Origin of the sequence: Halomonas sp. ANAO-440 (assembly GCF_019915905.1) — a bacterium.
GTDB classification, from domain to species: Bacteria; Pseudomonadota; Gammaproteobacteria; order Pseudomonadales; family Halomonadaceae; genus Halomonas; species Halomonas chromatireducens.
Genome location: NZ_JAHXBV010000004.1, coordinates 23589 through 47260, shown reverse-complemented (window position 1 = coordinate 47260; position 23672 = coordinate 23589). Strand labels below are relative to the sequence as shown.

At 60.6% G+C, this 23672-nt stretch carries 16 protein-coding genes; 11 read left to right on the top strand and 5 right to left on the bottom strand.

Features of this window, described 5'->3' with window-relative positions:
* Positions 1 to 2: 2 nt before the first annotated feature.
* The 8 genes from glyA to KZO25_RS03455 all read left to right on the top strand — a co-directional run bounded on the left by glyA (position 3) and on the right by KZO25_RS03455 (position 12126).
* A complete protein-coding gene (glyA, locus tag KZO25_RS03490; protein WP_223135896.1) occupies positions 3 to 1268 on the top strand; it encodes a serine hydroxymethyltransferase in 1266 nt (421 codons plus the stop codon).
* 270 nt (positions 1269 to 1538) lie between these two features.
* Positions 1539 to 2786 carry an O-antigen ligase family protein gene (locus KZO25_RS03485; RefSeq protein ID WP_262488829.1) on the top strand — a complete coding sequence of 416 codons (1248 nt, stop codon included), beginning with the start codon at positions 1539 to 1541 and terminating at the stop codon, positions 2784 to 2786.
* A 451-nt stretch (positions 2787 to 3237) separates the two neighbouring features.
* Positions 3238 to 5022 (top strand): type I secretion system permease/ATPase, encoded by a 1785-nt coding sequence (locus KZO25_RS03480; protein ID WP_223135895.1) that lies wholly within the window; start codon positions 3238 to 3240, stop codon positions 5020 to 5022.
* The gene (locus KZO25_RS03475) at positions 5022 to 6422 is read left to right on the top strand and encodes an HlyD family type I secretion periplasmic adaptor subunit (RefSeq protein WP_223135894.1); all 1401 of its coding nucleotides are present in this window, start codon (positions 5022 to 5024) and stop codon (positions 6420 to 6422) included. Before KZO25_RS03480 ends, KZO25_RS03475 begins: the two co-directional genes overlap by 1 nt.
* Positions 6422 to 7939, top strand: coding sequence for a TolC family outer membrane protein (locus KZO25_RS03470; RefSeq protein WP_262488828.1), 1518 nt, complete (start codon positions 6422 to 6424; stop codon positions 7937 to 7939). Before KZO25_RS03475 ends, KZO25_RS03470 begins: the two co-directional genes overlap by 1 nt.
* A gap of 19 nt (positions 7940 to 7958) precedes the next feature.
* The gene (locus KZO25_RS03465; RefSeq protein WP_223135893.1) at positions 7959 to 9338 is read left to right on the top strand and encodes an undecaprenyl-phosphate glucose phosphotransferase; all 1380 of its coding nucleotides are present in this window, start codon (positions 7959 to 7961) and stop codon (positions 9336 to 9338) included.
* 203 nt (positions 9339 to 9541) lie between these two features.
* Entirely contained in the window at positions 9542 to 10981 is a 1440-nt protein-coding gene (locus KZO25_RS03460) for a mannose-1-phosphate guanylyltransferase/mannose-6-phosphate isomerase (protein WP_223135892.1), read from the top strand.
* Between the two features lie 14 nt (positions 10982 to 10995).
* Entirely contained in the window at positions 10996 to 12126 is a 1131-nt protein-coding gene (locus KZO25_RS03455; protein WP_223135891.1) for a glycosyltransferase, read from the top strand.
* A gap of 41 nt (positions 12127 to 12167) precedes the next feature.
* Here the strand turns inward: KZO25_RS03455 and KZO25_RS03450 are convergent, their stop codons facing one another.
* Both KZO25_RS03450 and KZO25_RS03445 read right to left on the bottom strand, forming a co-directional pair.
* Positions 12168 to 13163, bottom strand: coding sequence for a hypothetical protein (locus KZO25_RS03450; protein WP_223135890.1), 996 nt, complete (start codon positions 13161 to 13163; stop codon positions 12168 to 12170).
* 20 nt (positions 13164 to 13183) lie between these two features.
* Positions 13184 to 14527 carry an MBOAT family O-acyltransferase gene (locus tag KZO25_RS03445; protein ID WP_223135889.1) on the bottom strand — a complete coding sequence of 448 codons (1344 nt, stop codon included), beginning with the start codon at positions 14525 to 14527 and terminating at the stop codon, positions 13184 to 13186.
* A gap of 231 nt (positions 14528 to 14758) precedes the next feature.
* Here KZO25_RS03445 and KZO25_RS03440 point away from each other — a divergent pair, with 231 nt between their 5' ends.
* The 3 genes from KZO25_RS03440 to KZO25_RS03430 are packed head-to-tail and all read left to right on the top strand — an operon-like array spanning position 14759 to position 20316.
* A complete protein-coding gene (locus KZO25_RS03440) occupies positions 14759 to 15553 on the top strand; it encodes an ABC transporter permease (protein ID WP_223135888.1) in 795 nt (264 codons plus the stop codon).
* Entirely contained in the window at positions 15550 to 16806 is a 1257-nt protein-coding gene (locus KZO25_RS03435) for an ABC transporter ATP-binding protein (RefSeq protein ID WP_262488827.1), read from the top strand. The genes KZO25_RS03440 and KZO25_RS03435 overlap by 4 nt, the downstream gene beginning before the upstream one ends.
* Before the next feature lie 6 nt (positions 16807 to 16812).
* Complete coding sequence (locus KZO25_RS03430; protein ID WP_223135887.1) at positions 16813 to 20316, top strand: glycosyltransferase; 3504 nt, start codon at positions 16813 to 16815, stop codon at positions 20314 to 20316.
* Between the two features lie 19 nt (positions 20317 to 20335).
* Here the strand turns inward: KZO25_RS03430 and KZO25_RS03425 are convergent, their stop codons facing one another.
* Genes KZO25_RS03425 through KZO25_RS03415 form a run of 3 tightly spaced genes read right to left on the bottom strand, consistent with a single transcriptional unit; the run spans position 20336 to position 23450 of the window.
* A complete protein-coding gene (locus KZO25_RS03425) occupies positions 20336 to 20752 on the bottom strand; it encodes a GtrA family protein (protein WP_223135886.1) in 417 nt (138 codons plus the stop codon).
* Positions 20749 to 21738 carry a glycosyltransferase family 2 protein gene (locus KZO25_RS03420; protein WP_223135885.1) on the bottom strand — a complete coding sequence of 330 codons (990 nt, stop codon included), beginning with the start codon at positions 21736 to 21738 and terminating at the stop codon, positions 20749 to 20751. Before KZO25_RS03420 ends, KZO25_RS03425 begins: the two co-directional genes overlap by 4 nt.
* Positions 21735 to 23450: a DUF6311 domain-containing protein gene (locus tag KZO25_RS03415; RefSeq protein ID WP_223135884.1), complete on the bottom strand. Its 1716-nt coding sequence runs from the start codon at positions 23448 to 23450 to the stop codon at positions 21735 to 21737. The genes KZO25_RS03420 and KZO25_RS03415 overlap by 4 nt, the downstream gene beginning before the upstream one ends.
* Positions 23451 to 23672 lie beyond the last annotated feature (222 nt).

Below are 23672 nucleotides of genomic sequence, written 5' to 3'. Positions count from 1 at the left end.
CGATGTTCAGCCGTGACATGACGATTGCCGGTTTCGATGATGTCCTGTTCGATGCGATGCAAAAAGAGGTCGCTCGCCAGGAAGCGCACATCGAGCTGATCGCCTCCGAGAACTATGCCAGCCCCCGGGTTCTCGAAGCCCAGGGCAGCCAGCTGACCAACAAGTACGCGGAAGGCTATCCCGGCAAGCGCTACTACGGCGGCTGCGAATACGTAGACATCGTCGAGCAGTTGGCCATCGACTACGCCAAGCAGCTGTTCGATGCCAGCTACGCCAATGTCCAGCCCCACTCCGGATCCCAGGCCAACAGCGCGGTGTTCCAGGCGCTGGTCAAACCGGGTGATACCGTGTTGGGCATGAGCCTCGATGCCGGCGGCCACCTGACTCACGGCGCCAAGCCCAACTTCTCCGGCAAGCACTACAACGCCGTGCAGTACGGCATCGACGAGAGTGGTCGCATCGACTACGAGGAAGTGGCCAAGCTTGCCCGCGAGCATCAGCCGAAGATGATCATCGCCGGCTTCTCCGCCTACTCCCAGATCATCGACTGGGCCAAGTTCCGCGAGATCGCCGACGAGGTGGGGGCCTATCTGCTGGTCGACATGGCCCATGTGGCCGGCCTGGTGGCCGCTGGCGTCTACCCGACTCCGCTGCCCCACGCCCACGTGGTCACCACCACCACCCACAAGACCTTGCGCGGTCCCCGCGGCGGCTTGATTCTCTCCAGCGAGGGCGACGCCGAGATCGAGAAGAAGCTGCAGTCCGCGGTCTTCCCCGGCGGTCAGGGTGGCCCGCTGGAGCACGTCATCGCTGCCAAGGCGATCTGCTTCAAGGAAGCCATGGAGCCGGAGTTCAAGACCTACCAGCAGCAGGTGGTCAAGAACGCCCAGGCCATGGCCGGCGTGTTCATCGAGCGCGGCTACGACATCGTATCCGGCGGTACCGAAGACCATCTCTTCCTGCTGTCGCTGATCAAGCAGGGCCTGACCGGCAAGGATGCGGACGCCGCCCTGGGGCGCGCCCACATCACCGTCAACAAGAATGCCGTACCCGGCGACCCCCAGAGCCCCTTTGTCACCTCCGGGCTGCGCATCGGCACCCCGGCGGTGACCACACGCGGCTTCGGTGAAGCAGAGTGCAGCGAACTGGCCGGCTGGATCTGCGACATCCTCGACACCATGGCCAAGGGCGACGATACCGCCGCTCTGGAAGCCGAGGTGAAGGGCAAAGTCGAAGTTGTCTGCGCGCGCTTCCCTGTCTATCGCTGAGTGATTCTCTCTTTGCGGTGAAGCACTAATCAAATCAGTGCCTTAGGGTGAATTCGCGCTTGAGACGGCCGCCATTCAGGCGGCCGTTTTCAATGATCCCTATGGTGTTTGACCCCTATGGTGTTTGGGTCAAGAGTGGTGCTGGTTTACATCAACGCACAGGTGGGGAGCTCGGGATGTTATTTGATTATGCTATATTGGCAAGCTTCCGCAGGTCATTTTCACGATTGACCATCGGTCACTTTCACTGAGTATAACGATGCCCTCCCCATGCCCCTTGCTGCCAATATTGATTCGTTAACATTTCGTCATTACACGAGCCTTTCGGTGTTTTTCCTTGGTAGCCTGTCACTTATCGTGCCAACGGGCTATTCAATAGGGTCCGCCATGCTGCTACTGGGCTCTATGGTGTTGCTGGTGCGTCGTTCAACCCTTGCGCTATCACGCCAGGACTGGATGATAATCAGTGCCTTGGTTGCCTATGCATTGGTCGGCATTGCCGAAGCCTGGTGGGACGAGCAAGGCGCTCGTGGTATCGACAAGCCAGTGCGCTTTTTGCTGGCAATACCCGCCATGCTGCTGATACTAGCTTACCCGCCTCGTCTGACCTGGATGTGGAGCGGCATAGCGCTTGGGGCGATCGGTGCGGGGGGCTGGGCTGGCTGGCAAAAACTTGCAGAGGGGGTGGACCGAGCCAGTGGGTACACCTTCGTTATTCAGTTCGGCAACTTGAGCATGTTGCTGGGCATACTCTGTTTGGCAGGCATGGGCTGGGCGGTGGTGCAGCCCCATCGGCGGGCATGGGTACTGCTTCTGGCGCTAGGGGCAGCTGCAGGTGTCATGGGCTCGCTCTTCTCCGGTAGCCGTGGTGGGTGGATCGGCATACCGGTAGTATTGCTGGTCCTTTACAAGGGCTACGGAAGGCAGCTGTCGGCTCGGCTGAAACTCGTTGCCATTGCCGTGGTCATGGCCGGCTCGGTGGCCGCCGTGGCAATTCCGCAAACTGGCGTGAAGCACCGTATCGAGGCTGCCGTCAGCGATGTATCGCAGTACGTTACGCAGAACAATCCGGTCACATCGGTGGGTGCGCGCTTCGAGATGTGGAAGGGGGCTTCCTACCTCGTTGCCGAGAAGCCGCTTCTCGGCTGGGGCCATAATGGCTATCAACAAGGCATGGGGCAGCTTGCGGAGCGAGGCGTGATTCACTCTGGCGTGCTGATCTACGGACATGCTCATAACGAGTTTATCGACGCCCTTGCCAAGCGAGGCCTGCTCGGGCTAGCAGTGCTACTGGCACTTTACCTCATCCCCATGCGGCTTTTCGCTCGCCACCTCGCGGCGGTGGATCTGCGCTTGCGCTCCCTGGCCGTAGCGGGGGTGTTGTTGCCCGTGGCGTATATCGATTTCGGTTTGTCTCAGGTTTTTCTTGGCCATAATAGCGGGGTAATGATGTACGCTTTCTGGCTTGCCGTGTTGTGGGGCGGGTACAGCAATTACTTGAAAGAAAAGGAAAAATAAAGGGTGGTGTGGTTGGCTGACGTATATAAAGGCGGGAGAACCCCGGCCAGTTGCTGGCCGGGGTGTTGCGATGAGACGTATACTGCAGGCGGACCAGCATAAGCCGGAACGCGGTTTACTGACGTCCCTTATTAACATGTACGATTATTTTGCAAATTTCAATAATATCTACCTAAGCCATGAGTAGTAGCCTAAGCCTAGGCGTTCCCCGTCTCTAGTGGTTCGGGGCTAGCTTGTGGGTGGCATCTCTCATGCTCAAGGCCTTCTCTGTCCGCATGTGGCCGGTCTGGGCGCCGTTGGGCCTCCCACTCCCGCTGGCAGACACTGCTTCCCACCTCATGCCATGGCGTTTGCTGCGCATGGTGAAGGCGCTTGGTATCTGATATCATCCTGGGTCGATGGCTAACCCCCCTCCCCCGCTTTACAGTTTTTTCTAATGGTGACTCGCCAAATGGCAAAGCAACAGGACGCTACGGACCTTCAGCGTGCACTCAAGACGTGCCGGCACTCGTTTGCTTCGGTGGGCTTTTTCAGCATGTTTGTCAATTTCCTCATGCTGGTGCCTCCGATGTATATGCTGCAGGTCTACGACCGGGTGCTTACCACCCAGAGTGTCGAGACCCTTCTGATGCTGACGTTGGTCGTTGTTTTCCTTTTCATGGTCATGGGTGGGTTGGAGCTGGTCCGTTCACGTATGCTGGTCAGGGTCGGCAATCGTCTGGACACCAACATTAACGCACGGCTCTACGGCGCCATGTTCCGGCGCAGCGTAGTGACGCAAGGCCAGCAGACCGCTCAGCCCCTAAGCGACCTGACCAACGTGCGCCAGTTTCTGACCGGCAACGGCCTGTTTGCTTTTTTCGATGCGCCTTGGGTGCCGCTCTATCTTGGCGTGCTGTTCCTGTTCCACCCATGGCTCGGTGTGTTTGCCACTATTGCCGGTATCGTGTTGCTCATCCTGGCGGTTGCCAATGAAAAAGCCACCAAGAGCCTGTTGGCCGAAGCCAACAGCGACCAGATCCAGGCCCAGAGCCTGGCCAACTCGAACCTGAGGAACTCCGAAGTACTCTATGCCATGGGCATGCTGCCCGGCCTTCGCAAGCGCTGGGCGGCCAAGCACCACGAGTTTCTCGCCAAGCAGTCGCAGGCCAGTGACCGTGCTGGGGCTCTGACCAACACCTCCAAGGTGCTGCGGCTGCTGTTTCAGTCGATGATCCTTGGTCTGGGTGCCTTTCTCGTACTCCGTGGCGAGATGACCCCGGGCATGATGATCGCCGGCTCCATTATCATGGGCAGGGCCCTGGCGCCTATCGACCAGATGATCGGCAGCTGGAAAAGCTTCGTCGGCGCTCGTGGCGCCTACGATCGCCTAAACGAGCTGCTGACCCAAATTCCCGAAGAGCAGCAGCGCATGTCGTTGCCTGCCCCCAAGGGTAATGTCTCCGTCGAGACTGTCGCTGCCGCACCTCCCGGTGTACGCATGGCCACCATTCGGGGCATTAATTTCGAGGTCCCCAAGGGCGAGCACGTCGGCATCATCGGTCCCAGTGCGGCCGGCAAGTCGACACTGGCCCGGGTGCTGCTGGGCATCTGGCCCTCCCAAGTAGGCAACGTACGCCTTGATGGCGCCGATATCGCACAGTGGAACCGTGATGAGCTGGGCCCCCATATCGGTTATCTGCCCCAGGACATCGAGCTTTTCGATGGCTCGATCAGCGAAAACATTGCCCGTTTCGGGGAAGTCGATGCTCGGAAGGTCGTGGCAGCCGCCAGGAAAGCCGGAGTTCATGAAATGATCCTGGAGCTTCCCAACGGCTATGACACCACGATATCGGCCTCCAGCGGTGTACTGTCTGGCGGCCAGCGTCAGCGCATCGGCCTGGCCCGTGCCCTGTATGGCAATCCGGTGCTGGTGGTGCTCGATGAGCCCAACTCGAATCTCGATGATTCCGGCGAGCGGGCGCTCTCGGCCTCGATACAGCAGCTCAAGGCAGAGGGCGTTACCCTCTTCGTGATCAGTCATCGCACCAGTGTACTCAAGAACATGGACCAATTGCTGGTGATGAAAGAAGGCCAGGTGAGCATGTTCGGCCCCCGTGACCAGGTGTTGGCGCAGTTTGCCAAGAAACCTCAGCGTCAGATGGGCCCCGCCACTGGTTCGCGTCTGGCCGCGGTGGCCGGTGGCCGCTCTGATAGCGGGACGACGGGCAACGGCAGCCCCGAGGAGACGAAGTAATGTCAGACAAGCAAGATACTCCACGGCAGCAGGATGAGCAGGCAGTGTCAGAACGCCCTGCCATCGATATCACACCCGAACCTCAAACCCTGGACGGCGAGTATGCCGAAAAGCTGCCGACGAATGACAAGGGCTACAAGCGCCTGGGTATGCTGATTCTGTTGATCGCCTTCGGCGGCTTCGGCACCTGGGCGATGACTGCTTCGCTGGCTGTAGCGGTCGTGGCGCCGGGCAATGTCTCAATGGAATCCTTCAAGCGCACAGTGCAGCACTTGGAAGGCGGTATCGTCCAAGAGCTGTTGGTCAACGACGGCGATTACGTCGAAGCCGGCGATCCACTGGTCGTGCTCAGCGACACCCAGGCGCGCTCCCAGTTGGAAATCGCCCGTTCTCAGTACCTGATCAACCGAGCCATGGAGATCCGCCTGCTTGCCGAGCAGGAAGGCGCCGATGTTCTCACTTTCCCCGACGACCTGCTGACAAGCGAACTGCCCCGTGTCCAGCAGGTGCTGGCCGTGCAGCAAAGCCTCTTCCTGGCTCGGCGGGAATCGCTGCAGGGCGCCATGGAATCGCTCGACGAGCAGGTTGTGCAGATGCGTGAGCAGATCGAGGGCATGGAGGCGCAAATCAATGTCAATACGCGTCGGGTGAACTCGCTTCGCTCCGAAGCCGAGGACTTCCGCTCACTGTTCCGTGAGGGGCTGGGCGACAACCAGCGCCTGCGTGAGCTGGAGCGCCAAGTGATGGAATATGAAGGACGCATCGCACAGCATCGCTCTGAAATTGCCAGCCTCAAGTCACGCATCAGCGAAAACCAGCTGCAGAAGGAAGTGCGGCGTCAGGAATTCCAGTCCGAAGTGGGTGAACAGCTTCGCAATGCCCAGACGCAGATCGCTGAAGCCGAAGAGAAGATCACCTCACTTTCCGATCAAGTGCAACGTACTACCATCGTTGCCCCGGTGTCCGGCACCGTGGTCGGGCGCCAGGTTCACACCGTGGGAGCCGTTATCCGAGCTGGGGATACCATCATGGATGTCGTGCCCAGTGGCGACGGCTTCATCGTTGAAGCGCGGGTGCCCAGCCGCGATATCGACCACATCTTTCGTGGTCAGCACGCCGAGATTCGCTTCTCGGCTTTCAACCAGCGGCTGACCAATGTCATTGATGCCGAAGTGATCTACGTCAGTGCCGACAGTTTCGAGGATGAGGCTACCGGCCAGCGCTACTACAGGGCGCGGGTCAGGGTCACCGAAGAAGGACAGGAAGACATGACCGAGCAAATGCAGTTGCTTTCCGGCATGCCCGCTGAAGTAATGATTCGTACCGGTGAGCGGACCTTTGCCAGCTACATTGCCAAGCCGATTACCGACATGTTGGCCCGTGCGATCAGGGAGGATTGATGAGCAACCAGCTGCGCCCCCGCGAAGAAAGAACGCCAGTGCATCGCATATCACGGACGATCGTTCCTTCGGGCGTCATGATGCTGGCGGCAGTGCTCATGCTGGCCCCGGCATCGACGTTTGCTCAGCAGGCCGATGACGTTCCGGCCGGCAGCGAGGCCATGTCTCAGCTGGCGAGCCTTGGCGAGTCGGATGACGCCTTCGCTGGTGGTAGCAGCCTGCCTTCCTTGCCGAATCTATTCCAGCGGGCCCTGGAACATGATGCACAGCTTTCACGCCAGCGCTTCGAGCTGGAAGCCACCGAGCAGGAAGTGCCCATCGCGCGATCCCACCTGCTGCCTGACGTGTCGGCTTCTGCCAGCTATTTATGGCAGGATTCCACCAACATCCAGACCAGTCCAGAAGACTTTGACCTCGATCAGCCGGCTCAGCGCCCGGGTGAAATTGATGAAACCTTCTGGCAGGTGCAGCTTCGCCAGCCACTCTTCAGCCTGGAGCGCTGGCGGGGCATGGAGCGTGCCAGGGCACAGGTCGGCGTGGCAGAGCTGGACTTGGCGCTGGCTGAAAGAGAGCTTGCACTTCAGGTTAGCGAAGCTTACGTCAATGCTTACCTTTCTTCGCGCAAGCTAGGGTTGCTTGAAGCCCAGCAGGAAGCCCTTGAGCTCCAGGCGCATCAGGCCCAGCGGGCCTTTGACCTTGGTGTGGGCGACCGCATCAACCTGTTGGAAGCCAGTTCGAGGATGGACCAGGCCATCGCTGATGCCGTGCTTGCCGAAAACGAACTGGATGACGCGCTGAATGAGTTGGAGCGTCTCACCGGTGTTTCCCCCGATTTCGGCAGCACCCAGTTGGGTGATCTGTCGGCTGCCGACGTTCAGCAAGACTGGGGCGACGAAGCCGACTGGATGGAGCGGATCGGCAATAATCTCTCAGTGCTGCGTGCCCTGGCAGAGAGACAGGCAACGGATAGCGACACCCGCGTACGCCGTGGTGGTTACTATCCCGAGCTTGATCTCAGTCTTAGCTACTCCGATCGCGACAGTCATGACGAGCTGCGCACCAGCGAAGACTACCGTGCTTCACTCGAGCTGAGCGTGCCCATCTATCGGGGTGGGCGCACACGGGCGAGCGTACGCCAGGGTGAGCTGCGCACGATGGCCAGCCAGGAAGCGCTGGATAATGAGCGCAACCTGGCACGGCAGGAAGTGCGTCATCGTCTGCGCTCACTTAACGGCAGCGTGCGCCGCCTTGATGCGCTCAACCGAGCCATTGAATCCAGCGAGCTTTTCCTCCAAGCCGCCGAGCGCGGCGAGCAACTGGGCCTGCGCGACCTGGTCGATGTGCTGGATGCGCGAGCCAGCCTCTACGACCAGCGCATTCAGTTCGTCGATACTCTGGGAAGATATGTGCTAGATCGCCTTGTCCTACACTCGGCTGTGGGCGCGCTGGGGAGCGAGGACCTCGAACAGGTCATGGCGTTGCTGATCCGTATCAGTCATAGTCCAACGGCTGAATGATAAAGAGGCGCGCTCGCCGATGAGCCTCCATGGCAGCAGTACCAGCAGCGACTGGATGCGGCGGGCCTTGCGCACCTTCGATGCGGGGATTGCCTTTCTCGTCTCGATCATCGTGATGTGGTGGTTGCCCGAACTCGATCACACCGATTCGATCGAGTACCCGTTGCTTATCCTGGCCGGTAGCCTGCTTCTACCGGCCTGTGGTGAGTTGCTGGGGCTTTATCAGCCCTGGCGCGGGCGTAGTCTCTTTTCCATGCTGGGTGCCTATGTGCTTGGCTGGCTCCTCACCATCGCATTGCTCAGCCTGTTCCTGGTGATTACCCAGAGTGCCGGTATCTACTCCCGGTTATGGATGGGGAGCTCGGCACTGGCAGTGCTGGCCTGCGGTATAGTATTGCGCACGGCCCTGTACCTGTTTTTGCGCCGGCTACGCTCCCGGGGCAGAAATATAAAACGGGTTTTGCTCATCGGGCCGGAGTGCTATGCCGCGCGCATCGAGCGCAAGCTCTCTGCCATGCCCTACGTCGGTTACCGTGTCACGCGTCAGCTTATCGGCAGTGGTGATCCAGCATTTCTCGACCAGACCCGCCAGCTTGCTAGACAGAGCATTTTCGAGCGCGATTTCGATGAGGTCTGGCTAAGTTACCCGCTGGCCGAGGGCGAGACCGTAAGAGAGGTCGCCAATGCTTTCATGTCGGTACCTGTCAGCCTGCGTTACTTCCCCGACCTGTCTGATGTTCGCCTGCTGAATCACAGAGCTGCACAGGTAGCGAGCATGTATTCGCTTGTTCTAAATTATAGTCCGCTCGATGGTCCGCGAAGGCTGGTCAAGGCCATAGAAGATCGGGTGCTGGGCTTGGTACTGTTTATCTTGTTTTTGCCGCTGATGCTGACCATAGCAGGGGTGATTCGCTGGAAAATGGGCAGCCCGGTCCTATTCAAGCAGGAGCGGCATGGGCTCGATGGCAAGATATTCCGAATCTATAAGTTCAGAACGATGATCGTGCACGAGGAGACGGGAACCCCTCCGGCACAACATAATGATCCCCGCACGACGAAACTCGGTGCCTGGTTGCGGCGTACCAGCCTCGACGAACTGCCGCAGCTCTACAACGTGCTTCAGGGGCGCATGTCGCTTGTGGGGCCACGCCCTCATGCCATGGATCATAATGCCTATTACAATGACTTGATCGAAAGCTACATGCAGCGGCATCGGGTAAAGCCCGGCATGACTGGTTGGGCACAGGTTCATGGTCTCAGGGGAATTACCGGTGACGTCGATATGATGCGTAAACGCGTCGAATACGATCTGTTTTACATTGATCACTGGTCGCTTGGCTTCGACTTGAAAATTCTGGCAATGACGGTGACGAGAGGGTTTATCAACAATCAGCCGTGAGGAACTCCCAGGCCACTGCGGCAAGGCGATGGTTTTCATTCTTGAGTGGCATGATACTCGTCGATGACCCCTTCCGGCGCGCACAGGCATGCTCAGCATGGACTGCGAACGCTTGGCGTCAGTGGTAACATGCGCATCGGATCGAGATCGAGCGCTCCTCGAGGGTGCCAGGGAACTGCCAAATCATACTCAAGGAGGACATCATGATCCTGCCCGTCATTCTTTCTGGAGGCTCTGGTTCTCGCCTGTGGCCCGTGTCGCGAGAGCACCATCCAAAGCAGTTTCTGAACTTGCACCACCCTGAGCATAGTCTGCTGCAGGAAGCTGCGCTGCGTTTGGCTAATGTGGAAGGGGTGGCCAGGCCTCTGCTCGTATGCAATGAAGAGCACCGCTTTCTTGTTGCAGAGCAGATGCAGGCCATCGGCACGAGCCCTTTGCGTATTCTGCTGGAGCCTTGCGGACGCAACACGGCACCTGCCTTGGCCTACGCCGCGCTCGTCGCTCAGGAACTCCAGCCAGGCAGTCAGTTGCTGGTCATGCCGGCCGACCACGTCATCGAGCGTCCGGCAGACTTTGCCGAAGCGGTGAGGCAAGGCTCGGGCCTGGTGACGGACGGTTTTCTCGTCACCTTCGGCATTAGCCCCAGCTCGGCCCATACCGGTTATGGCTATATCCGGCAGGGCGAGCCCTTGCCGGATGGCGGCTTCAGCGTCTCGGCATTCGTGGAAAAGCCTGATGAGGGGCGTGCCAGCCAGTATCTCGCCAGTGGCGACTATCTCTGGAATAGCGGTATTTTCCTGTTCGATACGGAGCGTTACCTGGCCGAACTGGCCGAGCATGCACCCGACATACTGGAAGCCTGCAGGCAAGCCTACGCCGGCCGCAGCGAAGATTTCGACTTCTTGCGTGTCGATGCCAATGCGTTTGCCGGTTGCCGTAGTGAGTCGATCGATTACGCCGTCATGGAGCATACGCGTCATGCCGCAGTAGTGCCCATGGATCCGGGCTGGAGTGATATCGGAGCATGGGACGCCATCCATGCACTGAAGTCCAAGGCGGGAGAGCAGGGCAACGCCGTTCATGGCGATGTCATGCTGTACGATACGCAGAACAGTCTCGTGCGGAGCGAGTCGAGGCTGGTCGCTGCGGTAGGTGTTGAAGATCTCATCATCGTCGAGACCGATGATGCCGTACTCGTGGCACACCGCGACCGGGCACAGGACACCAAGCATATCGTCACCCAACTCAAGGCAGCCGGCCGCAGCGAGTGCCAGTCGCATCAGCAGGTTTACCGGCCTTGGGGTCACTACCGCACCATGGTGCTTGCCGACGGCTTTCAAGTGAAGGAAATCGTGGTCAGCCCGGGTGCGAAGCTGTCCTTGCAAATGCATCATCATCGCGCCGAGCACTGGGTAGTGGTCGAAGGCACGGCCAGGGTCACCCAAGGCGAGCATCCCGGAGACCCCAGTCAGGTCAAGAGTTTCCTGCTTTCGGAAGACCAATCGACATACATTCCGCTGGGCACCGTACACCGGCTCGAAAATCCCGGCGTCATACCCCTGCGCCTGATCGAGGTACAGACCGGCACCTACCTGGGTGAAGACGACATCGTAAGGTTCAATGACGACTACGGGCGGTCGTAATAGTGATCAGAGGCATGCGGGTAGCGATCGTTCATGACTGGCTGGTCACTTGGGGGGGCGCCGAGAAGGTGCTCGACGTGCTGCTGGAAGCCTTTCCCGATGCCGAACTCTTCACCATCGTCAATTTTCTCGACGGTGAAAGTGCGCCCGCTCTTCAGGGACGTACCATTCACACCAGCTTCGTGCAGCGTCTTCCAGGCGCGCGCAAGCACTACCGTCGCTACCTTCCGTTGATGCCCCTGGCAGTCGAGCAGTTCGACCTCAAGGGTTTCGACCTGGTGCTCTCCAGCAGCCACGCCGTTGCCAAGGGCATCATCCCCGACCCGGAAACGCTGCACGTCTGCTACTGCTACAGCCCGATGCGCTATGCATGGGACATGCAGCATCAATATTTGCGCGAAACCGGCAACGCAAAGGGGGTCACGGGAGCCCTGATGCGCTGGCAGTTGCACAAACTGAGGCAGTGGGACTATCTAAGCGCACAGCGGGTGGATCACTTCATTGCCATTTCAGGCTATATCAAGCGCCGTATCGAACGATGTTATCGTCGCGAGGCCAGCGTGATATACCCACCCGTCGAAGTTGCCCGCTTTCGGCATGACAGGCCGCGCGAAGCGTTCTATCTGACAGCCGGTCGCCTGGTGCCCTACAAACGCTTCGATCTCGTTGTTGACGCGTTTCGGCATCATCCCGACAAACAGCTGATCGTCATTGGAGACGGCCCCGAACGGGCACGACTCAATGCAATGGCTGGTCCTAACGTTACGATTCTTGGGTTTCAGCCCGACCCCGTCCTTATCGATCACCTGGAGCGTGCACGCGCCTTTCTCTACATGGCGGAGGAAGATTTCGGCATTCTCCCCGTAGAGGCCCAGGCAGCTGGCGCCCCGGTCATTGGTTACGGCAAGGGTGGGCTGGTTGAAACCATAGAGAACGGCCGCACGGGCCTTCACCTGGTGGAGCAGAGCGCCGATGCCCTGGCCCAGGGAATTGCAGGATTCGAAGCGCGGCAGGGGGTTGATTCTGCGGCCTTCGATGCATCCTGGTGTCGAGAAAATGCCATGAGATTCGAACGCAAGCATTTCCTTGCCGATCTCGAGAACAGCCTTGCCAGTTATCTGGGTGCCGCATCTGAGGTTTCGTGAGCCTGACAGGTACACAGCCGGCGCTGTCAGCGCCAGGGCCATCATCGGCCGCCTTCATGGAAGTCACGGCAACGCTCCAGCGGTGAAGGGCCCAGCCACGCTATGACCTTTTCCGTATACGCTTGGCGTGCCTCATCCATGAGATGGAAATTGGTATCGAAGAAGTCGTCACCAGGCCGCATCGCATCATAAGGATCTCCGAGCCATTTCAGGCCGGCGCTGCGTAAGCGTTCAGGTAATGTCCGATAATATTCGGCTTCGACCGGGTCGCTGAGGTAGGAGGGTTCGAATCGAAGGGGTGGGGGGAGAAACACCGGGCATGCGCCACGGTCCAGAACGGCATCGCGAAAGGCTTGCAGCGACTCATGATCCAGCCTGCCCGATTGCATCTCATGCCCATATCGCTCTGCAGGCAGGCTTTCCAGAAAACGACGATGGCGCTCTTCCTGTAGAGACCGAGACGTATCAATCTGGTCGCCGCGTGAATCCTGCCGCTGCGGGCCGTAATCTCCCGCTACCGTGAAGCCCTCGGGAATGCCACGATAGCCCTCGAAAATCCTCCTGGTCGACGTCGAAGCCACGACTTTGAGTGCGCGGAGTCGCGGCAGCCATAGCAGCATTTCTGGGTGCCCGTTCATCCAGTGAACCAGGGACTCGGAAACCGGCTCGAACCGGTTGTAAAGCGGGTACTCCAGGGGGAGCAGCACCAAGTCGTCCTGCCCAATGGCCGGCAGCGAGGTGCCGAGGATGACAGGTAGTGAGATGCCGGCGTTTACCCCCAGATTGACGGCAGCAACGCCATAACGCTGCTCCAGAAGAGCGCTGTCGATGCCGAACAGCGCGCCGGAACCGGCAACAGTCACGATCTTGGGGCCGCCGGCCCCTTGGGCGATAGCGAGCTTGTAGGCTATCGAGGCCTCGATCCAGGCATTGTTGGGGTGCGAGCGACCAAGTTGCCCTGCCCAGAGGGCCAGCCAGATCGCCACCGTAGCGAGTGCACCGAGAAACAAGCCCCCGGCAAAGCGTTTAGCGCTCATAGAATCGCCAGTATCGAGCATCAGAAATTGAAATACAGGAAGGCCTGGGTGGGCATGCCCATCAAGGTCTTGCTAGCCAGAGTCAGCAGAACCCCGGTGACAACCCCCTGTACCACCCAGCGTCTTTCACGTTTCAGCCAAGCCAGAATCTGCTGGCTGTTGGGCAGCAGTAACGCTACCAGTGTGGCGATGCACAGCAGGAATCCCGGCTGGAACATGCCCATCACTCCGGCTTCTAGCCAGCCCACCGTCACCCTCAGCTCTCCCCAGCCCGGGTTGGCCAAGGCACGATAGAATGACAAGGTCTGGGCGAGGTCAGCCGCGCGGAAAGGCACCCATGCCAGCATGACCGTGTTCACCGTCAGGAACCAGCCCAGCACCTTTGGCATGCGCCAAGGCACCCACCGGCCCCACAGCACCGAAATGCCCAGCATGCCACCATGCAAGGCCCCCCACACCAGGAATTGCCAGCCCGCACCATGCCACAGTCCACCCAGCAGCATGGTGGCGAACAGCGCCAGTAGATGCCGGGTCAGGCCATGCCGGTTCCCGCCCAAGGGGATATAAAGGTAGTCGCGAAGAAAGCGTGACAGCGTCATATGCCACCGGCGCCAGAACGCTTGAATGCTGGTCGCCTTATAGGGGGAGAAAAAGTTGTCCGGTAGCCGAATGCCGAACAGCAGCCCCAGGCCGATGGCCATATCGGCATAACCAGAGAAGTCGAAGTAAAGCTGCATGCCATAGGCCCAGCCGGCCAGGAACACATCACCGATCACCTGCTTGCTTTCGGCGGTGAACAACTCATCCACGTACGGGGCCAGGTTATCCGCAATCAGCAGCTTCTTGGTCAAGCCGATGGCCAGAAGTGTCAATCCGCATGCGACCGCATACGGCGAAGGCCGATTGAGCTTCGCCAGCTGTGGCGCCAACTCGCGATGATGAACGATGGGGCCGGCAACCAGCTGGGGAAAGAAGCTAACGAACAGTAAGTACCGTGCCGGAGAGCGTCGTTGGGTCAGTCCGCGGTGTATGTCGACTAGAAAGGCGATCTGCTGGAAGGTGAAGAACGATATACCCAGCGGCAACATCAGCGGAGCGGCTTGAATCGCCTCGCCCTGCCAGATGGTCATGAAGAACAGCCGATACTTGAACCATCCAAGCAGAGCGAGGTTGAAGGCAATGCCAGCGGCCAGCCATTTGCGGCTGTGCTCCCTGCCTATCTGACCGGCCATCCAGTAGTTAACCGCGATGCTGCCCAGCAACAACGGCAGCAGGGCAGGGTCCCAGGCGGCATAAAACACCAGCGAAGCCAGGCATAGCCAGTACAGGAGCGAATGCTTGTGGCCGCTGCCGGCCAGTAGCAAGTACCCCAGCCATGTCACCGGCAAAAATAGAAGTAGAAACTCGGGGCTGCTGAAAACCATACCAGGCAACGACCCTTTATGATCCTGTACGCTTCGGCGTTAGGCTCGGGATGAGCAAGCCGCGCACTATATCATGGCCTGGGCGGGGGTGGGGTGGTTTGCTCCGGGGGGTTCGCTTACCATGTGCCACGGATTTTTCGCATTCCCACGCCATGACGGCAGGAGCACCGCATGCTCGGTTTACTTCAGGGGGCGTGGCGCTATCGTCACTTCATTACATCCTCCATTCGCAACGAGTTCGTCACACGCTTCGCACGAAGCCGTATCGGTGGTGCCTGGGTCATCATTCACCCCCTGTCCATGGTCTTGATCTACGCCCTGATACTGTCTGCCGTGCTGTCGGCCAAGCTGCCCGGCATCGACAACCAATACGCCTATGCCATTTATCTCACCGCGGGCATGCTCGGCTGGACCCTGTTCCATGAAATGCTCAACCGCTGCCTCGGCATCTTTATCGAGAACGGTAACTTGATGAAGAAAATGGTCTTTCCCAAAATCGCGCTACCCATCATCATTACCGGCTCGAGCCTGATCAACAATGTGATTCTGTTTGCCGTGATCCTGATCGTCTTTGCCGTATTGGGCCACTTCGTTCCCCTGGCACTCATCTGGGTGCCCATCCTTACCGCCGTCTGCGTCCTGTTTGCGCTTGGGCTGGGGTTGACCCTTGGCATCCTGAACGTTTTCCTGCGTGATATCGGTCAGGTGATGCCCATCGTGTTGCAGTTTCTCTTCTGGTTCACGCCGGTCGTCTACCCGGTCAGCATCGTACCGCCGGCGTTGCAAGGCTGGCTTGCCTTCAACCCGCTCTATCACCTGATTACCGCTTACCAGAGCGTTCTCGTCTACGGCCAGGCACCTTCCCTCAAGGGGGTGGCCATCGTCGCCCTGCTGGGGGCTATCCTGCTCGCCTTCGGCTTCATCCTGTTCCGCAAGGCCAGCCCGGAAATGGTGGATGCACTATGAAAGACGGCAACCTCATGGAAGTTCGGGGGCTGGGCAAGTCTTACCGTCGCTACCGCACCGAGCTGCATCGAGTCGTGAGCTGGTTCATGCCCATCACGCCTCGTGACGAAACCTGGGTGCTCGACGATATCAGCTTCGATCTTGGTCAGGGCGAAGCCGTCGGCATTGTCGGGCAGAACGGTGCCGGCAAGAGCACGCTGCTCAAGATGATCACCGGAACGCTGAGGCCGACTCACGGTCATATCGTACTGAATGGCCGCGTGGCCGCCATTCTCGAGCTGGGCATGGGCTTCAACGGAGACCTGAGCGGTCGTCAGAACGTGCTCCATGCAGCGGGGCTGATGGGTTTCACCAGCGAGCAGATCCACGCCATCATGGACGACATCGAAGCCTTTGCCGAGATTGGCGAATACTTCGACCGGCCCATGCGCGTCTACTCCAGCGGCATGCAGATGCGGGTGGCATTTTCAGTGGCAACGGCCTTCCGTCCTGACATCCTCATCGTCGATGAAGCGCTGTCGGTCGGTGACGCCTACTTCCAGCACAAGAGCTTCGACCGTATTCGCCAGTTTCAGCGTGAGGGAACCTCTCTGCTGCTCGTTTCCCACGACAAGGCTGCCATACAGAGTCTTTGCGACCGTGCCATTCTCATCGAGCAGGGCAGGGTGGTTAAGGACGGTGATCCCGAGGCAGTCATGGACTACTACAACGCCCTCATTGCCCAGAAGGAGAATGATCGCGTTGAAATCACGTCGCTGGAAGGCGGCAAGGTGCAGACCCGCTCCGGCACCGGTGAAGCCGACATTGCAAGCGTAAGCCTGCATGACCGCAACGGCAAGGCACTGGAAGTGGTCGATGTGGGTCAGGAGGTCGAGCTTCAGGTTCGAGTCGGCATACACGCCGATATCCCACGGCTCGTGCTGGGCTATATGATAAAGGACCGCCTGGGGCAGGACGTATTCGGTACCAACACCTGGCATACCGGCCAGGTGGAGGATGGGCTGGCTGCGGGAGACACCCTGGTATATCGCATTCGCTTTACCGCCAACCTGGGGCCTGGAAGCTACGCTTTCTCACTGTCGCTGCACAGTACAGACACCCACCTGGTTCGCAACTACCAATGGATCGACTACGCCCTGGTGTTTCAGGTCATCAATGTCGAAAAGGATTTCTTTATCGGCACCAACTGGATGATGCCCAGCATTCGCTGCGAGCGCCCGGATGTGCTGCCGAGCCAACCGCTGACAAAGTGAGCGCACATGGATTTCTATACCCGCTTCACCGACCGTTTTCGAGGCAGCAAGGAAAGCATCCAGCAGCGCCTCGAGGTTTACCTGCCAATCCTCGAACCGATCATGGCCCGCTACCCCGAAGTCGAGGTGCTTGACCTCGGCTCGGGCAGGGGGGAATGGCTGGACCTGGTAAGCTTGAAGGGGTGGCCGTGTCGCGGCATAGATACCAACGCCAGCATGGCAGCAATCTGCCGCGAACGTGGCCTGCGCATTGACGAGCTCGACGCGCTTGAGGCCTTGCAGCGTGAGCCTGACGATTCACTGGCGGCCATCACCGGCTTTCATATCGCTGAGCACCTACCATTCGACGACCTGCTGGCACTGGTCAAGGAAGCCAACCGGGCACTCGTGCCTGGCGGCGCGCTGATTCTCGAAACACCCAACCCCGAGAACCTGACGGTGGGCCTGTGGAGCTTCTACATGGACCCCACCCACCGCCACCCGTTGCCGCCACCCCTGTTGCACTTCGTCGCCGAAGACAGTGGCTTTCCCTCACCGGATGTGCTCAGGCTCAACGGGCCCGAGCCGCCGTCACCAGAGGCCAGCCTGGCGCAGCGCTTTGACTGGGCGCTGTCGGCCCACCCCGACTACGCACTCATCGCTCGCAAGGCCGCCGACGCCGAGTCAGCCCCCTGGTTTGACTACCTGCAGCAGCTGACCCGAGAGCATCAGGGCGGTCTGGAAGAATTTTCCGCACGCCTGCAGGCCCACGAGGCCGAGTACGCCAACCTCAAGCAGCGCCTGGAGAAAAGCGAATCCTCGCTGGCACAGTGTGAACAGTCGCTGACACTGCTGCGCGAGCGCGAGCGTGCCCTGGCTGAGGAACTGAGCAACGTCTACGCCAGTCGCTCATGGCGGGTGACGGCGCCGCTTCGCCGCATACTGCACGTCATTCACGTTCGTTCGGCCGGTTCGCACCAGCCTTCCGCGCGTGGCGGGATACTGCTGCGGCGCCTGGCAGCCATCGGCTGGATCAAACGCCCCGGCATGATGGTGCTCGACAGGATGCCCGCGCTCAAGGTCCGGCTCATGCAGCGCATTGCCATGGCCTCGGCGGGGGCGCCGGGCCAGCGCAACCATAGCGAGGAAGACTTCCACGACCTCGAGTCACACCAAATGGCCGCCGTACGCCGTGAAAGTCTTCTACTGCGCGATGCACTGCTGCCGGCGCGTCAGCTCGATACCCTGCTGCAGGGTGTGCGCGTGGAAGGGCACGTCAATGGCAGCTATAGCCTCGCTGCGGTGAACCGCCAGCTCGTGCAACGCCTAGCCCAGGACGCATCTGCCACCCAGTTCGCCCTCGCCCCTCGCGAAGGCGAGCGGCAGCAGCGTGTGCGTCAGGTACCGGGGGGCGTGCAGGAAGTCGAACGGCTCAATCGCTGGGTGGGTGAAACGCACCTGGACACCATCCCGGCCGATGCCAAGGTGAGCCTGTACCATCATTACCCCATCATTACCGACGTGGATGCCAGTCACGGCCTGGCGGTGGCACTCTTCTTCTGGGAAGAGTCGATAGTGCCCCGGGAGATGATCGAAGCGCTCAATCGGCACTATGCCGGCGTGCTCGTCACTGCCTGGTTCGTCAAGAAAGCGCTTATGGACAGCGGCTGTCGGCTGCCTATCCAGGTCGTCACCCTGCCGCTGCTGCCCAACCCCCGGGCCAGCGAGAGCCGACTGGAAGACCTCCGTCGCGCCGCCCGTGACCGCCGTGTCAGGCTGCTTCACGTCTCATCCTGTTTCCCGCGCAAGGGGGTCGACGTACTGCTGGAAGCCTTCGATAGGCTGGCGGCGCAAGTGCCCGAGGTCGAGCTGACCATCAAGACCTTCCCCAACCCCCACAACCAGGTTCAAGCCCTGGCCGGGCAGTACGTGGCCGATGGTCAACGCTCGCGTCTGCACATCATCATGGAAGACTACGATGCCGGGCAGATGGCAGGCCTCTACCAGCAGGCAGATCTCGTCGTGCTGCCCAGCCGTGGCGAAGGGCTCAACATGCCTGCCATCGAAGCGGGCGAATTCTCCCGGCCCCTGCTGGTGACCGGCTACGGCGCGCATACCGACTTCGCTGGCCGCGACAACGCCTGGTGGGTCGGCTATCGCTTCGACCGGGCACAGTCGCACTTCGCCGGGCCGCGCTCGGTGTGGGTCGAGCCAGGCGTCGAATCACTGATAGGTAGCCTGCAAGGGTTGTGTCAGCAGCTATTGAACGGTGACCAATCGCTTATCGACCATGCGGGGCACTTGCACAGCCAGGTAAGCGAGCGGTTTCTTGCACCGGCCGCCAGTGACTCGGTTCGAAGTGCGCTGGCCAGGTTGCTCACCCATCACAAGGCGCCCCCGCCCCCCGCGCTCAGCATCAGCATGCTCACCAGTTGGGCCGAGCCCTGCGGTATCGCCGAATACAGCGGCCATCTGCTGGAAGCCCTGGGCCGCCGGGGCACCCAGGTGGAAGTGCTGGCCCCGGAAGGGCGCATGGATTCGACGCAGCCACGCCACAGTATGGCGCGCGAGGCCTGGCGCATGAAGCACCTGCCCGACCTCAATCACGCCGCCCCCGCGGGCGACATCGTCTGGCTGCAGCACCACTTCGCCTTCTTCCCGCTGCAGGGCAGGCTGGCAGAGCAGGTGCGTCAATGGCGTCAACGCAACCGGCGGCTCTATATCACCCTGCATACCACACGCCCCATGCTCGACTTCGACCATGAGCGGCGGCTTGCCGCCCGCGATGTCCTGCTCGCCTTCGACCGAGTCTTCGTACATACCCTCGACGACCTCAACACCCTGAAGCGGCTTGGCGTGAGCGACAACACAACCCTAATGCCCCAGGGTATCGACACCGATGGCGCCACGCCGGCTCCCGAGCCCGAGCCCGAGCGCATGCGTATCGGCAGCTTCGGCTTCTTGCTCCCTCACAAGGGCGTGTACCCACTGATCCAGGCCTTTGCCGGCCTGCTCAAGCGCAACGAAATCCCCGCCGACGCCTGCCTGCGGCTGGTCACCTCGGTGCGCGATGAAGTGGCCTCCCGGCAGGAGCTGGAGCGTTGCCGCAAACTCACGCAAACCCTGGGTATCGCCGAACGTGTCGAATGGCACACCGACTACTTGCCCATGGAAGAGGTGCGGCGCCTGCTGGCGGAGTGCCGTCTCGTGGTACTTCCCTATCAGTTCACCCTGGAATCCAGTAGTGCCGCCGTGCGTACCGCTGTTGCCGCCTGTCGTGATGTGGCCACCACCGCCTCGCCGATTTTCGATGAGGTGCGGGATATCACCTGGCCGCTGCCCGGCTTCAGTGCCGACGACATCGCCCAGGGCATGGCCGAAGCGCTGAATGCGAGCGAAGCGCAGCGCCACGAGGTGCATCAGGCGCGTCAGGAATGGATCGATGCCTCGAGCTGGGAGGCTATCGCCGGCCACTACCAGGGCCTGTTCGAGGCCGCTCTGGTGGATCGTGACTTCACCGCCGGCGCCTAGTCGGCGCATCCTGCTGCAATCATGGCGTCTTCCGCCGGCACTTGGCCGGCGGGGAGGCAAACGTATACAGGCGGGCCAGCAGGTAAGTCACCACCGCGGCCAGGCCCACGGCGCCAATCAGGGCGAACTGTGCATCGAGAGGGGTCCGTAGCAGCAAGAACAGCAGCAGGTTGTTGACGGCGAGACCGCTGAGCGACAAGGCCAGAAAACGTCGGAACGTGGTGCGACGGCGAAACGTGACGTGCTGGTGCCCCCAGAAAGAGACGCAGAACGCAACCAGCCAGGCCAGTAGATTGGCCAGGAAGATCAGCTGCCCGTCCCACCACTGGTAAAGCACCGAAGCCACCGCCATGTGTGTCAGCGTGGCTGCCGCCCCGACAGCAATGAAGCGCAAGGCCTGGAAGCCCTCCTTGCCCCAGCGTCGGGCCAGGCTCATGGCGAGGGCCGGTCATTGGGCGGGCTCACTGGCACAAGGGGGCTCGACTCCTTCAGCACGTACAGTGGCCGCTGCTTGCTCTCCATGAACAGCCGACCCAGGTACTCCCCGAGAATACCGATCGACAGCAGTTGAATGGCACCGAAGAACAGCACCACACTGAGCAGCGACGCATAGCCCGGCACGTCTCGGCCGGTAATGATGACCTGGCCCACGATCACCACGATATACAGTAGCGCCAGCGCCGCAATGATGCCGCCCACATAGCTCCAGACCCTCAGCGGCACGGTACTGAAACTGACGAAACCATCGATGGCGAAATTCCACAGTTTCCAGAAATTGAACTTGCTGTCGCCCATGGTCCGGGCCGGCCGCTGGTAGGGCACCCCGATCGAACGGAAACCCACCCAGGCGTACAGGCCTTTCATGAAGCGCGTACGCTCCGGCAGCTTCAGCAACTCATCGACCACACGCCGATCGATGAGCCGATAGTCGCCGGCGTTATCGGGTATCTCGATATGGCTCATACGGTTGAACAGCCGATAGAAACCACCCGCCGAAGAGCGCTTCATCATGGTATCGTCGGGGCGGGAAGCGCGCACCCCATACACCATGTCGTAGCCCTCTTCGCGCCACAGCCGAATGAAGTCGGGAATCAGCTCCGGCGGGTCCTGCAGGTCCACATCCATAGGAATGACCGCATCCCCCTGGGCATGCTCCAGCCCGGCTGTCAGCGCCGCCTCCTTGCCGAAGTTGCGGCTTAACGAAATGAAGCGAACCCGGGAATCCTGCGCATGGCGTTGCCGCAATATCTGCAAGGTATCGTCGGTGGAGCCATCGTCCACGAACAGGATCTCATATGCGGGGGTGTGTCGTTCGAGCACAGGAACAACCGCCCCAAGAAGGGTAGCGATCCCCTCCTGCTCATTGAACACGGGCACGACCACGGAGATCCGCCAGCTCTCTACCGGAGTGCAAGGTGTCATGGTAGTTCCTCCAAAGGATCCGAAAGCCAGGCAAAGGTCGCCCTGGGCGTTTCCACGCAACGCACGTTTTCCTCCACGCACACCAGTGCAGCCCAGTCGGCCGACATCAGCGCATAAAGAGTGGTCGGTGCCAGATCGCCTCCACGCAGCTCCGCTGCCGCCGGCTCGGCAGCGGCGGCCATGCGCTGAGGCGATACACGGGCCAGGTAGGCGGCGTTGATCGACATGCCGTGCTGGCCCGCCAGCCAGGCAATCGGCATCAGGCGGAACACATCCTCACTGGGTACCACCGCAACATGGTCGCGACCATCCAGGGCGGCCAGCACCCGCGGTTCTGCCACGAAGGCGAACGTCTCATGCTCGCTCGCGGCAAAGGCCGCACTGTCACGGTTGGCCTCGTGTACGTAACGATGCCAGGGGTGAAGGTCAACGAGCTGCAGCGCCAGGGCCAGAACGACCACGCCGTTGCACCACCGCCGGCCGAGCCCCCGTGCCAGCGCCACGATCGCCGCGATCAGCAGCAGATACATCAACACCCACGCCAGGCGCCCACTGGCCCGCAGCAGCGTCTGGATGAATTCCGGCCAGATCAGCGGCAGCTCCACGAACCAGCTCCCCAATGCCACCAGGTGGCTCAAGGAAAAGAAGAACAGCAGCAGGGCCAATGCTGCCAGCCACCATGCATCCCGCCGAGGCTTGCTCGGCCCCTTGCTGTCTCCCTGGCGATGGTGCCACAGCAGGACCCCCAGCGCCGAGAGCCACAGCAGGATGCCACCCAGGCCCACGTAGGCCAGGCCTTCGTAGAAGCCGAGGCGCTGCGGAGGCGAGCCGGCCAGGAAGCGCGAAAACGACTCCAGGCTGCCCAGATAGAGAGCCGGGTTGAAGTAGGTGAAGAGACCGGCAGCGTACAGGCCAAAGCCTTCAGTCTGGGCGCCCGCTTCGGCGTGGAAATATCCCGCCGCCCACATCACCCCTAGAATGCCGAGTGGCTGAGCGACACTGTAGGCTGCCCAGCCGAGTCGGCTGGTGGCATTGAAGAGGCGCCACTGTTCCAGCGTGCGCAGCAGCCACCACAGGCTCCACATCGCGCCGACCATGAAGAACAGATAGAAGTGGGTCAATACCGCTGCCACCAGCAGCAGCGCCCAGTAGAGCATGGCCTTGCCGCTGGTGCTGCGGTGGAACAGCACCAGATAGAAACCCAGCAGAATCAACCAGTGGGCCATCAGCGACTCATGTTCGGCCGCGCCGGGGCCGCGAAACACCGCCGCCGGCAGAAAACCCAGCAACAGCCCGCCGGCCGCCGCAGCCAGCGCCGGCACCCTCAAGCGGGCCAGCAGCCAGCTGGCTGTGGCGGCGTTGAGCGCCAGATGCAGTGCGCTGGCAAGGCCCTGGTATTGAAACGTCTCGGGCAACCAGGGGTGCAGCAGCTTCAACGGCAGGGCGAGTAGGGGCCAGGAATCGGTAAAGACAATGCTGCTTCTCAGGTCGGTGCCATAGCCGTGAACGGCGCCTAGTGGCCAGCCCCAAGGCTCCTGGCGGAAAAAGTGCCAGCCCAGGAAATGCTGCAAGAAATCTCCCTTGGGCAGCAGCCACTCGGCTTGCGTTGGCCACATCAACCCTGCGTAGAGATACCAGGTGCCAAGTAGCGCCACCAGCGCGGTGGCAAGAGCAGTGTAGCCTGCGCTGCGCTTGTCAAGAGAGCCATTCATGAGAGTCTCTGAACCTTAAGGGTTAGGGTGCCTCATAGTTTTGATGAATACTGAAATCAACGTGAACCTCGCGGTGAAGAGGGTCAGAATTGTACCTGATTCGGCGAGGACTGCTATGGCGCCCCGGGGCAAGGCAAGTTGTCAGGGTCCGATTGGCCCCCCTGAGACGGGCGTGGTAGATTCCGCCACTTGGTCTCGGTACCCCGGCCCTGCAGCCGCCAA

Bases quoted from the DNA above. Each gene is read 5' to 3' on its own strand.
- glyA (WP_223135896.1), top strand. From the start codon at position 3: ATGTTCAGCCGTGACATGACGATTGCCGGTTTCGATGATGTCCTGTTC.
- KZO25_RS03485 (WP_262488829.1), top strand. From the start codon at position 1,539: ATGCCCCTTGCTGCCAATATTGATTCGTTAACATTTCGTCATTACACG.
- KZO25_RS03480 (WP_223135895.1), top strand. From the start codon at position 3,238: ATGGCAAAGCAACAGGACGCTACGGACCTTCAGCGTGCACTCAAGACG.
- KZO25_RS03475 (WP_223135894.1), top strand. From the start codon at position 5,022: ATGTCAGACAAGCAAGATACTCCACGGCAGCAGGATGAGCAGGCAGTG.
- KZO25_RS03470 (WP_262488828.1), top strand. From the start codon at position 6,422: ATGAGCAACCAGCTGCGCCCCCGCGAAGAAAGAACGCCAGTGCATCGC.
- KZO25_RS03465 (WP_223135893.1), top strand. From the start codon at position 7,959: ATGAGCCTCCATGGCAGCAGTACCAGCAGCGACTGGATGCGGCGGGCC.
- KZO25_RS03460 (WP_223135892.1), top strand. From the start codon at position 9,542: ATGATCCTGCCCGTCATTCTTTCTGGAGGCTCTGGTTCTCGCCTGTGG.
- KZO25_RS03455 (WP_223135891.1), top strand. From the start codon at position 10,996: ATGCGGGTAGCGATCGTTCATGACTGGCTGGTCACTTGGGGGGGCGCC.
- KZO25_RS03450 (WP_223135890.1), bottom strand. From the start codon at position 13,163: ATGAGCGCTAAACGCTTTGCCGGGGGCTTGTTTCTCGGTGCACTCGCT.
- KZO25_RS03440 (WP_223135888.1), top strand. From the start codon at position 14,759: ATGCTCGGTTTACTTCAGGGGGCGTGGCGCTATCGTCACTTCATTACA.
- KZO25_RS03435 (WP_262488827.1), top strand. From the start codon at position 15,550: ATGAAAGACGGCAACCTCATGGAAGTTCGGGGGCTGGGCAAGTCTTAC.
- KZO25_RS03430 (WP_223135887.1), top strand. From the start codon at position 16,813: ATGGATTTCTATACCCGCTTCACCGACCGTTTTCGAGGCAGCAAGGAA.
- KZO25_RS03425 (WP_223135886.1), bottom strand. From the start codon at position 20,752: ATGAGCCTGGCCCGACGCTGGGGCAAGGAGGGCTTCCAGGCCTTGCGC.
- KZO25_RS03420 (WP_223135885.1), bottom strand. From the start codon at position 21,738: ATGACACCTTGCACTCCGGTAGAGAGCTGGCGGATCTCCGTGGTCGTG.
- KZO25_RS03415 (WP_223135884.1), bottom strand. From the start codon at position 23,450: ATGAATGGCTCTCTTGACAAGCGCAGCGCAGGCTACACTGCTCTTGCC.